The organism is Dyadobacter koreensis, assembly GCF_900108855.1.
GTDB classification, from domain to species: domain Bacteria; phylum Bacteroidota; class Bacteroidia; order Cytophagales; family Spirosomataceae; genus Dyadobacter; species Dyadobacter koreensis.
Genome location: NZ_FNXY01000001.1, coordinates 303,831 through 315,903 on the forward strand (window position 1 = coordinate 303,831; position 12,073 = coordinate 315,903).

The 12,073-nt window shown below is 44.3% G+C and carries 6 protein-coding genes; 1 reads left to right on the forward strand and 5 read right to left on the reverse strand.

Annotated elements, in window-relative coordinates; genetic code table 11:
- Positions 1-1,572: a PepSY-associated TM helix domain-containing protein gene (locus tag BMY70_RS01290; protein ID WP_090331085.1), complete on the forward strand. Its 1,572-nt coding sequence runs from the start codon at positions 1-3 to the stop codon at positions 1,570-1,572.
- 939 nt (positions 1,573-2,511) lie between these two features.
- On the opposite strand, the gene BMY70_RS01295 is transcribed toward BMY70_RS01290, so the two are convergent.
- The 5 genes from BMY70_RS01295 to BMY70_RS01315 are packed head-to-tail and all read right to left on the reverse strand — an operon-like array spanning position 2,512 to position 11,827.
- Positions 2,512-5,013, reverse strand: coding sequence for a PIG-L family deacetylase (locus BMY70_RS01295; RefSeq protein ID WP_229209437.1), 2,502 nt, complete (start codon positions 5,011-5,013; stop codon positions 2,512-2,514).
- A gap of 52 nt (positions 5,014-5,065) precedes the next feature.
- The gene (locus tag BMY70_RS01300) at positions 5,066-6,469 is read right to left on the reverse strand and encodes a RagB/SusD family nutrient uptake outer membrane protein (protein ID WP_090331087.1); all 1,404 of its coding nucleotides are present in this window, start codon (positions 6,467-6,469) and stop codon (positions 5,066-5,068) included.
- 40 nt (positions 6,470-6,509) lie between these two features.
- The gene (locus tag BMY70_RS01305) at positions 6,510-10,100 is read right to left on the reverse strand and encodes a SusC/RagA family TonB-linked outer membrane protein (RefSeq protein ID WP_090331090.1); all 3,591 of its coding nucleotides are present in this window, start codon (positions 10,098-10,100) and stop codon (positions 6,510-6,512) included.
- The gene (locus BMY70_RS01310; protein ID WP_090331093.1) at positions 10,097-11,104 is read right to left on the reverse strand and encodes a FecR family protein; all 1,008 of its coding nucleotides are present in this window, start codon (positions 11,102-11,104) and stop codon (positions 10,097-10,099) included. Before BMY70_RS01310 ends, BMY70_RS01305 begins: the two co-directional genes overlap by 4 nt.
- A 48-nt stretch (positions 11,105-11,152) precedes the next feature.
- The gene (locus tag BMY70_RS01315; RefSeq protein WP_229209438.1) at positions 11,153-11,827 is read right to left on the reverse strand and encodes an RNA polymerase sigma-70 factor; all 675 of its coding nucleotides are present in this window, start codon (positions 11,825-11,827) and stop codon (positions 11,153-11,155) included.
- Positions 11,828-12,073: the final 246 nt, after the last annotated feature.

Genomic DNA, 12,073 nt, shown 5'->3' on the forward strand with positions numbered 1-12,073 from the left:
ATGAAACTTAAAGGTTTATCCGTCAGACTGTACAACATCACTTTCCATATCCACACGGTTTCCGGAATTGTGATCAGCTTCGCATTGTATGTGATTTTTTTTGCAGGTGCGTTTACACTATTTAAAGACGAATTTTATCAGTGGGAAAATCCGGCTTCAAGACAATCGCTGGGCAAAGCCATTGACTACGATGAAATTCTATACAAAATAAAACAACTTAACCCTTCCTTTGACCTTTCCGAGGACATTACGATCCGCACTGAAACTACTCAAGCACCGCTGGTTCAAATTTACGGACATCTGATCGTGTCGAAAGGCCGTCCTGAGCAGCACTATAATACGACTTACTATCCACAAACCGGCACATTCAGCAAAGACGAAAAAACCACCGTCGGAGAAACACTTTACCGGCTCCACTTTTTTGATCACATTCCATTGATTGGCAGATTCTTGTCCGGATTTGTCGCCTTGTTTTTTGCATTTGCTGTTATCACCGGCGTGATGATCCACTGGCAAAATATATTTACCAAATTCAATGGCTTCTCGCTAAAAGGATCATTGAAGAACATCTGGACCAACGCACATACGGTTTTTGGACTGCTTGGCCTACCATTTCAACTGATGTATGCCATTACTGGGGCTTATTATATGCTTTCATTTCTGGTGCTGCTGCCGGTTGTATTTGTTTTTTTTGGCGGAAACCAGCAGAAAGCCCTGCAGGTGATCCTGCCAGATCGTGTACTGGCAACCACCAAAGATGCGCTTGTGACGACAAAAAATCTAAAAATATCCAGTCTTTTGGATCCTATAAAAAACGAACATAACAATCTGAAATTGCAATACCTGCAAATCAAACATTACGATAGGGAAGATGGTACGCTTCTGGCAGCTCTGGATAACACAAAGACATTCGCTGGAAGCGGTTCAGTAGCGATCGCGCTACGGGACGGAAGAATTTTGTCTGATAACCTACCCGGCAAAAAGGGTTATGCGCAATCAGTACTGCCCGGTATTGCCAGGCTGCATTTTGCCACGTTTGGCGGGCTGACGCTGAAAATTATTTACTTTTTTCTAGCGTTTTTTACGTGTTTTGTAATTATCAGCGGGGTGCTCTTATGGAAAGAGGCCCGCAACAAAAAAATCTATAATGACAAGCAAAAACGGTTTCACCACAGCACTACCATGTGCTACCTTGCGATCAGTTTTAGCCTTTTTCCTGCAGTTGCTATTCTTTTCAATGCAGAACTTCTGGTACATAATATGGAAAACCATGTATTTTGGGTACAAACAATCTTTTTCGTTTTCTGGCTGATTCTGACAATTGTAGGTTTGTTTGCCAGCACAGAAGCAGCTTCCACACGGCTGTATTTATTTCTGGGAGGACTATGTTCGGTTGCTGTACCGATTACAAATGGAATTGTGACCGATGACTGGATCTGGATATCATGCGCAAAGGGAAATTATTATGTCGCTGGCACTGATGTGTTCTGGCTTTTCTCAGGCCTTCTGTCCCTTTTAATCGCAGCAAAGATGAAATTAAAAGACAAAAAAGTAACCGAGTCGCTGTTCTAAAAAACAGTAACTACCTACCTTGGTGAATAGACCCAAGTATTTCAAATGATGCTTAAATTTTCTTTCAGCACATTATTCTTAAAGGCATCCTCATTGGTAGTCACAGTCCCTAGCCATTGCCCCTTCAGACAGGTATTTGCCGAGCGCCTATATTCCAATTCCTTTAGAGATGGCATGCAATGATTAACAGGTGGTTTTAAATAAAGGGAGAGGGTCTATGGTGCGTTCAGGAATATTGTGCCTGCCTGCAATTTCCCTCCCTGTCATTCCACCGAGACTGTCTATTCTGAATATGTCCTGAAATTTTTGAGGCAGTATAGTAAAACCGGCAGCATTGGCATTATTTAAGTCAGAAACCGCGATTTGGTCCTCATAGTAGGATTGAAAGATAAGCCCGATTCATCTGGTTGGATACCCCGGCCAGTAGACATGATACCCATTTAATTTTCCGCTTACATCTTTGACGCTCAAATTTAGTAATGGCATAACTCAAAAAGGAAGGTTATAAATACCTCCCGTTTTGAGTTACAAAATCTAGCTTAACAAAGATGCCATATCGATCACAAATCAGTATTTCACATCACCTCTTCAAGATATTGGAATACTGTATTAACGTAAAGAATTTGTTTGGCTCCACGATATGATTCCGTAGCATAATGACCAGTGGCAGACATTAATCAACAAGATTTAAATCAAAAAAAGTCAATTATTTAGACTGGAAATCTCAATCTAAATCATAGATTCTTGTTCCGCAAATTACGGTAATCTGCTGCTCCGAATTATCGGGCACACCGCGCTTCAACCTATAACGGCCAACACATGGACAAGTTTTTTGCTGCATGTGACCCCGAACATACGGAATTCCCGCAACCTATCCGATGGTATCAAACTTTGGGTAATGACTTTTAAAATTATTGAGGGTGCTAATTTTAATGATGATTACTTGCCAAGGGATAATAAATTTACAAAAACACGATATGCACCCGGAACGCCGGCAGGTAGCTCTCGAAACCACGACAAACTTGTATACACATAACTTCCCTTACCATACTTCGCAACCAGAATTCCGCCATCCAGTGGTGGGCCATCTGGGTCATTGGAGGAGATCACAGCTTGGTACTGCGCAGACCATTTCTGAGGAAAATATAAGCCCCGCTCCTGAACCCAGTTATCAAAATCTTTCGGAGTAATCTTGTTGGGCGAATTCAAAACCGGGCTTGAAGGCACTAGAAAACGCACTTCGGATCCCTCGACAGTGATTCGGTCGCGGGTAAGCTCGAAGGGATACGGACCCAGATCCTTCATGACCAGGTCCATATTGGTGTTGTACTGAATGACCAGATTCCCGCCGTTTTTAACATAGTTCATCAGCGTAGCCTGATAGTGTTTCATCCGCTCGTTGGTATTATAAGCACGCACCCCAACTACAACAGCATCGAATTGCGTAAGTTTATCCAAGGTCATATCCTTATCTTCAAGCATGGTAACCTCATAGCCGATCTGACGAAGACTTAGCGGGATCAGATCACCGGCTCCCATTAAATAAGCGATATTATTTCCTTTTTTAACAAGATCCAGCTTTACTGCCTTTGCAGAAGCTGCCGGAAAAAATACCTGGGCAGGAATGTGACCATAGCTGATGATCGCAAAGCTTTTGTCATAGGTTTTGCCTTCCACTTTTACCAGTGCTTTAATCTGTGTTTCCTGTGAAGCTGCCGGAGGATAAAGCAGGAATTCAACCGATTGCTCAGCTCCTTTTTGAGCCAGGTTGAAAGGAATACTTTGTGGAACGGTCCGCCATCCCGGGGCAATCCCGAGCATCACCTGACCTTGACAATTGTCTTTTCCCGCCTTAATCCCGATTGTCACTTTCCTGGGTTTTTCATCGGCAAACATATAAACCTCCTGCGCGATGTTGGCATAAACCGGGGGCGTCACCACCAAAGGCTGGTACACCTCTCCGATCACCGGATCTTTTTTCTTGTAAACAACCGGCACATCAAACTGCAACGGCTGCCCTTGCACCGTAAATTGAAATAATACCGTAGCAACCGCAGGATTTTCGGCCTGCCCTATTTCGAGCTGATTGTCTACGAAAAAAAGACCTTTATAGCCAACTTCCTTGCGAAGCCAATACGGTTGAGAAATAGCCGTTTGAGCCGGAATTTTAGCTTTAATTTCAAAAGACAAACCTTCATTATTTTTCAGCGGAGCGGCCAGGACAGAATCTTTGGATTTAAAAGGAAATACGATTTTTTGCAGGGTAACGCTCGCAGCCGACCGGTTTATTGCCTCTACTGACATTGTCATTTGGTCTGTAGGTGTGTAGGCATAGTCGGAGGCGGTTACTTCGAGGAACAAGCCGAGAGCATTTTTCAGGATATCGTTTACTTCCCTGAGCTTGGCGGTTTTCCAGAATCCGTCAGGCAGCTTTTCTATTGCCGTTCTAATTTTAAGCAATATGCTTACACTGGCATCCGGGATGGCCGGATCATATTCTTTAATAGCTGTCTGTACCATCGTTTCTATGTTTTCACCACCCTTTACCCTACCCCAGGAAGTGTTAACACCGTCAAACAAATCAGTCAAAGTCTTCTCTCCCTTCGTATGCTGAAGATACTCAACCGAAATCCCACGGGTCCCGATGGATCCAAATCCCTGGCTTTTGTGCATACTGCGACTTTCTGCCGAAATTTCACCATAAGATTTTCCAAGAAGCGCGTTGTAAGAACCCACATCGATTTTGAGATATTCTTTTGCGTTTTTTACAAATTCAGCTCTGTTAAGCATACCCCACATCCCAATATTCCAAAGCAGCCGTTTGGTCTGCCACGGCTGTACGTATTTGAGCTGCTCAGGAAAACGTTGGGGATCTGCGGCAGCGTCGAATGCTTCCTCAGCCAAAATGGACGATGCGCTGTGGTGTCCGTGACCTGCTCTGGAATCGGGTGGAAAGCGCGTTATGATCACATCCGGTTTTACATTGCGTATTATCCATACTGCATCGGCAAGCAGGTTCTCCTTTTCCCAGATCGTAAATGCCTCCTGCGGGTTTTTAGAAAAGCCAAAGTCATTGGCCCGTGAAAAAAACTGCTTTCCACCATCAATCCTGCGGGCCTGAAGCAGCTCCTGTGTACGGATCATTCCCAGCTGTTCTCTTATTTCCGGACCGATCAGGTTCTGCCCTCCATCACCCCGAGTCAGTGCCAGATAGCTGGTGTTATATAATTTTTCATTTGCCATGTAAGCAATAAAATTGGTATTTTCATCGTCTGGGTGGGCAGCCATATAAAGTACATTTCCAAGAACATTAAGCTTTTTTATGTCCTGTAATATTTTCGATGAAGAGGGTTTAGCAGGCATTTGAGCCAGACAGACCGGCTGTGCAGTACCATAGCCAAGCCACAGGCATAACACTGCTCTTTTGAAGTTAAGATGCATGGATAAACAATAAGATGAAAAGATAAATTACGGGTTCAGGAATATCGATATTCTAATTTTGCTTAAAGGACGAGTTGATGTCCAGTTCGCGCTGCGGAATCAGATATAAGAGCCTGGCAGTCTTTCCCTGAGCCTTTAGGATTTCAGCAGCTTTTCCAAACCGCAGTAGATCTGCCCAGCGGTGATTTTCAAACGCCAGCTCCACCCTTCGCTCTTGAAGCAGTTTGTCCGCAAAAGTACCAGCCGTAGCGGCATTAATCGGCGAAAGTTTGGCACGTGCCCTCACCTGGTTTATGTACCCATAAGCTTCCTCAGATTCGCCAAGCGCTTCGGCAAGCATTAGCAGTACATCTGCATAACGCAGCACCACGAAATTGTTAGAAGCGTCATTTTCATTGAACGCATTTTCTTTGCCATATTTGATGATAAACCGCATATCATTTTTTGAACTGGAAATTAAAACACCCTGGGCATTGACATAGCTGCTGTCCATTGATTTAAGAAAACGGTCGTCGCCAGGCTCGTAGGCCTTCATCATATTAACGGTCGGACGATTTTTATAGGCGCCTGTTGTTTGTCTTAAAAGCGGAGAAAAAGCATTGGTAAAGGTATTGCCGGTACCTGTTCCACCTCCCTTGTACTGGACTTCGAAAATGGACTCAGCATTATTTTTGTTAGTAATGCCCCACAGATTTGCATAATTCGGAAGCAGTGAATAGCCATACGAAGAAATGATTCGCCTTAGGACCGGGATGGCTGCGGGCCTATCACCCATAGTCAGGTAGATTTTTGCAAGTAAGGCTGCCGCTGCTCCCTTGGTGGCCCTTCCGATATCTGCCGAAGTGGTATATTTTACAGGAAGTCCGGCCTCTGCTTTGATAAGGTCTGCGGCGATCTGTTTGTAAATTTCCGAGGCTGGCAGCTGAGCAAGGGCACCTCCCTGGGATACAGACGCAGGCTCATTCAGAGGCATAGGAATGTTACCAAATGAAACGGCCAGGTTATAGTAAAATAAGGATCTTAGAAAAAGCGCCTCCGATTTGATCCGGTCTTTCAAGGTGGCATCCATTGTAATAGGTTCAATTCGGTCCAGCACAATATTACTCCGGGCAATACCGAGGTAGGAATCTGTGTAGGCTGCGGTGACAATTTCGCTCGTTGCAATTTCTGAGAAATTATCAATTACTGTCAGGTCCGCACCAAGGCCTGTACCATCGGGTCCCTGGTCCGTATTATCAGAACGCATTTCCTGCATGATCCAATAGCTCTGGTTGTAGGCGCCCGTATTTTGCAGCACCTTGTAAGCAGCATTAATGGCTGTATTCATATCATCGGCGGTCAGATAGAACCCGTTAACGTTGCGCTGGGAAACGGGATTAAGATTGGTAAAATCTTCACTGCAAGACGCAAGAACTCCGGTTATGAACGGTATCAGATAGATGTGTTTGAATTTCATATCAGTTGACTATAAAAAGTAAGCTTTGGCATTCCCAAAATCAAAATGTTACGTTAAGTCCGAAAGTAAAATTGCGGGATAACGGGTATGCTCCGTAGTCTTCGCCCTGCACACCTGTAAGCCCTGCCTGGTTGTTGACTTCGGGATTGTAACCGATATATTTGGTATTGGTAAACAAGTTTGTTGCAGATGTGTAAGCGCGCAGAGACTGGATTTTACTACCCAACAGGTTTTTAGGGAACGTATAGCCCAGAGTTATGCTCCGTAGCCTGATGTAAGATCCATCTTCAACCTGAAATGAGGAAGGGCGGTTATTTCCTCCATGTAAATCCGATAGTCTGTCTGCACGGGGGATGACGCCATTCCCAGGATTTTCGGCCGAAATCCATCTTTCTGTCCAGTCTGCATATGAATTGGTAGCAGCCTCTCCGTTTCCAAGGTGACGTCTGGTCAGGTTAAGAATTTTAGAACCCTGAACCCCCTGAAAGAACACGCTCAGATCGACACCTTTAAAACTAAACCGGTTGGTAATACCCCACGTATAATCAGGCATATAATTTCCGATGACGGTACGATCGCTTGCGTCTACTTTACCATCACCGTTTACATCTTTAAATTTAAAATCGCCGGGACGTGCTGCTGGTGCCAGTGCATCTTTTGGCGCAGCATTAATTTCGTCCTGAGTCTGATAAATACCTTCCACCACATACCCATAGTAGCTACCGATTGGTGCACCAATCTGGGTGACGTGCCGGATACCTGCACCACCGGTACTCAGGATCGGATCACCGGTTGGCCCCAGTTTCAATACCTTATTTTTATTGGCAGAAATGTTAAGATCTGTCGTCCACGTAAAGCCGCCCACAATATTGCGACTTGAAATGGTCAGCTCCACACCCTTGTTTTCAACTTCGCCAATGTTTTGAAGAGCGGTTGTAAAACCTACCGAAGCAGGAACCTGAACATTCAACAGAAGGTCAGATGTCGTTTTTTTGTACCAATCCGCAGAAACGAACAACCTGTCGCGAAATAATCCCAGATCAAAACCCAAATCAACTTGTGTCGTCTTTTCCCACGTCAACTTTTCGTTATTGATAGTGACCGGAGCAATACCGTTGACAAGCACATTGTTAAACACATAGTTATAAGGACTTAACAGCCCGATCGCCGCATAGTTAGGAATCAGAAAGTTTCCTGTTTTACCCCAGCTTCCGCGTAATTTCAAATCACTGACAAAGGTGATAGTTTTCATAAATGACTCCTCGGACAATCTCCATCCTGCCGAGAATGAGGGAAATGTTCCCGTTTTGTTTCCGGCTCCAAACCGCGAAGATCTGTCAGAACGGATCGTTGCAGTAAGCAGGTATTTGTCTTTGAACGAATAGTTTACCCTGGCAAGGGCGGATACCAGCGACCATTCCTGACGGTTATCCCCGCCACTGGTTACCTGACCGCCGCTGATAGTTGGCGAGAGATCGTCCGGATGATTTTGGGCATAGACCTGGTTGGCATCCAACCTGTCTTTTTGCGCGCTATATCCCACCACAGCCGAAACACTATGGTCTTTACCAAATCTTTTATCGTATGAAAGCGTATTTTCGACGAGCCAGTTGTAGTTTAATGAGGCATTTGATTGTGCATAAGGGTCACCAACCGTTGCGTTTCGGTTCAAAAATGCCCGTGCCATATAGAAAGAACGGTTGTAGCTGTTTACATCAACACCGGTGTAAAGCTTGTATTTTAACCCGCTCAGTATTTCATATTCTGCAAAAACATTACCAAAAACCCTGAACTGACGAAGCTCATCGCTCACGTATCTGATGATAGCCAGCGGATTGCTGGCCGCCGTCATATTCGCGCCGCGCCCATCGGAGGTCAAAAGGTGCGACTGGTTATCGATCTGGTTGATGGTGCCATCGGCCAAATACGGTTTGACCGTTGGAGAAGTTACCAGCGCCGAATAAACAATACCCGGTGGATCAGCAAAATAAGGCGCTCCGGCAGGAGAACGCTGGGTGTTAGTAAACGATGGACTTAACCCAAAACCAACCTTCAATTTTTTAACAGGACTGGCTTCCAGATTGGCCCTGAAACTATACCGCTTAAAGCCGCTTCTGTCGATAATACCTTCCTGATTGTAATAACCTCCTGAAAAATAATAGTTCACATTCTCGCTTCCTCCTGATACGGATGCATTATAGCTTTGCACAGGAGCTGAATGAAAAATCAATTTCTGCCAGTCAGTGTCGGTGCCATCGGGATTTGCATAATCATCAGGTATAAAATAACTCCCGTTTGTTGTTTTGGTATAACGCGTGGCGTTGCTGTCGTTGATATTTGCGCTGGTGATGTCCTGGAGATAGGCGTTATTTTTTGAGTCCAGTACATAAGAGGTCAACTCTGCCGAATTCATCAGTTTAACCTTATTGGCAACGGACTGTACCCCGAAATAGGCATCGAAACCAATGACCGGCTTGGAGTTTCTTTTCCCTTTTTTAGTTGTAACCAGAATAACGCCGTTAGATCCTCGCGATCCGTATATAGCTGCCGCTGAGGCATCCTTTAAAACTTCAATGGACTCAATATCATTCGGATTAATAGTGCCGAGCGGATTTGAAGCCGGAAGCGCAAATGCGGTGGTGCGCCGGGTAATATCTCCCTGAATTCCCGGATCCATATTTTTAGTTACCGGAAATCCGTCTATCACATAAAGCGGCTCATTTCCAGCTGATACCGATCCCAGACCACGCACGCGGATTGTCGTTTCTGCGCCGGGCTCTCCACTAGGCTCCTGTACCTGCACACCGGCTATCTGTCCCTGAATGGCATTCTCGAAACTGGTCACCTGAATTTCCTTGATATTTTTAGCCGACAACGACCCGATCGAACCGGTGATATCCCCTTTACGCTGCGTACCATATCCTACAACCAGGACCTCGCTCAAACTGCTTACCGACGCAGTAAGCCGGACATTCAGTGTGGTCTGGTTGTTTACTGCAATCTCTTTGGTTTCATAGCCAATAAAAGAAAAGACCAGCAGCGAGTTCGGCTGCCCGATCTCGATTGAATAGTTTCCGTCCTGGTCAGATACAGTTCCTTTGCTGCTTCCTTTTATTAAAATACTGACACCGGGAAGCGTTTCACCTTTTTCATCTGTGATTTTACCTTTTACTACAACATCATCAACCCTGGACTGCGGATTCGTCTGGCTGACCAGACTTATTAAACTCACATCTTCAGACACATGAGCAGACTTACCCCAGGCTGGCTCCGCTTTCTCTTTCAGATCTTTTTTCCTGACAACATAGGCCCTTTTACCAGCTTTCCTGAATTCCAGTCCGTTGGGAGTCAGCAAGGTTTCCAGCTGTTGTTCCAGTCTGTGATCGTTGGCCCTGTCATTTACTGTAACAGAAACACCATTCAGGGTAGACTCCTCAAAAACGATACTCACCTGATATCTTTTACCCAGGTCGAGCAGAACGTCCTTAAGTTTGAGATTTACCCGGGTATTTTGCTGCACAATCGCAGCAGTTCCTGCCGATCGGACAAACGCGATATCTTGGGCAGTGCTAATGCTGGAAATAACAATGCCGGTACATACAAGCCACGTTCGTAGAAATGTAGTCTTCATAATTCATAGGATTTGGTAGTACGCAGTTCTATACAATCTGATTTTTGGGTAATCTCTATTTCAAGTAATGCTGACAATATTTCAAATAGCTCATCGGCATCCCTGGCCTTATAAATGCCTCCAATACAGGTTTTAGCCAGGTTTTTGTCTGGTATTTTTACCCTAACGTCAAATCTTTCCTGTATTTGCCGTGCTACTTCTGAAAGCTGGGTATTGTCAAAGTAAAAGGTTTGTTCTTTCCAGGCCGTAATAGCGAGGGTTTCTTTGGGAACTGTTACCTTGAAATCCCCCCCTGCGTTTGCAGAGAAATAGCTGCCAGGCTTCATATAGAGACGTTTGCCTTCGGGTAGTTCAAGCTTGACCTTCCCTTTTGAAAGAAAGACCCTCTTTCCGCTAGCTCTGGCAAAAGCGGTAAATTCAGTACCCAATACCTCTATTTGATAGCCTTCACCCATTAATACCCTGAATCTGAGATTATTTTGCAAGTGCGTCACTCTGAATTCTGCTTCTCCATGAAGCTGCACCTGGCGCACGTCACTGCCAAAACCAAAACGGGGCACTTTCAGGGTTGATTTTGAATTCAGCGTAACATGCGTACTGTCGGTCAGGAAAAAACCAGAAGTTTGTCCTACCGGTGATGTATATATTTTAAAAAAAACATTATCCCTAAATATGAAAGTAGTCAGCAGCAAAAGCGAGACGACAGCTGCACACCACACACGGGGCTTAGAAAAAAAATTGCGATTCGTTGTATCGTCAGAAAACGGACTATATTTTGCAGCGTATTCTCCATTTCCTTCTAAAAGCAACTCATATTCTTTAAGAGCTGCCGGACGGTCTGGGGAAAATTGCGGGTGCAATCTTTCCCATTCGTCCACACAACTGTAAAACATTTCTTCATTCGATGTATTTTTAAGCCAATCTTCAATTAATTTCCTTTGGATAGATGTTGTTTTACCATCGAAAAAATCAAACAGGAACTCTTTGGTTATCAATCCTTTCATGAAAAGCTGATGTATATATCGTGATCGACAAAAAATTGGAACTGCATTTTAGAACATAGCAATCAGTAAAAAACCAAGAAACCAATTGTCTTTAAGATCGGTACGAAGCCTGTGCAGAGCTCGGCTGACCAATGCTTCGACAGCTTTGATGCTTATATGCATTTCCAAGGCTATTTCCTCGTACTTCATTCCTTCCACCCTTTTCATCAGATATGCCCTACGGCATTGCGCGGGCAGCTGCTGGATGATCCATTCGACTTTGATATGAAGCTCAGAGTATAGAAGCGCGTCATCCGGGTTGACGATCTTTGAGGCAGTGGTGAGGCTGACAGAATCCAATGGTTCGGTCAAATGAACTTTCCACCGCAAATAATTATATGCGCGGTGCCGGACCGATTTGTAAAGATAAGCACGGTACGAGCTTGTGATCTGATCAAAACTTCTTTCTTGCCAGAATGAAGCAAAAAGCTCTGAGACAATATCTTCCGCAATTTCCTTCGAATGTACAAACCTTATTGCGTGACTGCACAGACTTTCGTAATAACGGCAAAATAATAGCGAGCAACCCTGTTTTGGATTAATGGCAAATGTTTCACGAAGCAGCCTTTCATCGTCTGTGGTAATGATTTTTTTATCCGCAAAAAGCGGGACGCCCCGCTCTGTTTCAGATCTGAATTCCTTAAAATCACTCTGTGTTTTGCCAGTCATCCTGTCGGTGTCCATTACGCGTTAAAGGGATTACCCCTATCAGACAAGTTTCACACATTTTCCCCTACACTGAACTTATAAAAAAAATGGCAAATAGATTAATTTTCAAAATAAAAAATGTATTATTCTTAATTTATAAAAATTTAATCCAATAATCACGCTGGAAAACTTAGGAAAAAAAATTGCCTTAAAAAATAATCTTCCTTGATACAGGTAGATAGCTCTGGGTTGCTTTCGATCGAAACGACGATGTTGCAGACA

Excerpts from the sequence above, each read along its gene's own strand:
- BMY70_RS01290 (WP_090331085.1), top strand. The coding sequence starts at position 1 with ATGAAACTTAAAGGTTTATCCGTCAGACTGTACAACATCACTTTCCAT.
- BMY70_RS01295 (WP_229209437.1), bottom strand. The coding sequence starts at position 5,013 with ATGCATCTTAACTTCAAAAGAGCAGTGTTATGCCTGTGGCTTGGCTAT.
- BMY70_RS01300 (WP_090331087.1), bottom strand. The coding sequence starts at position 6,469 with ATGAAATTCAAACACATCTATCTGATACCGTTCATAACCGGAGTTCTT.
- BMY70_RS01305 (WP_090331090.1), bottom strand. The coding sequence starts at position 10,100 with ATGAAGACTACATTTCTACGAACGTGGCTTGTATGTACCGGCATTGTT.
- BMY70_RS01310 (WP_090331093.1), bottom strand. The coding sequence starts at position 11,104 with ATGAAAGGATTGATAACCAAAGAGTTCCTGTTTGATTTTTTCGATGGT.
- BMY70_RS01315 (WP_229209438.1), bottom strand. The coding sequence starts at position 11,827 with ATGGACACCGACAGGATGACTGGCAAAACACAGAGTGATTTTAAGGAA.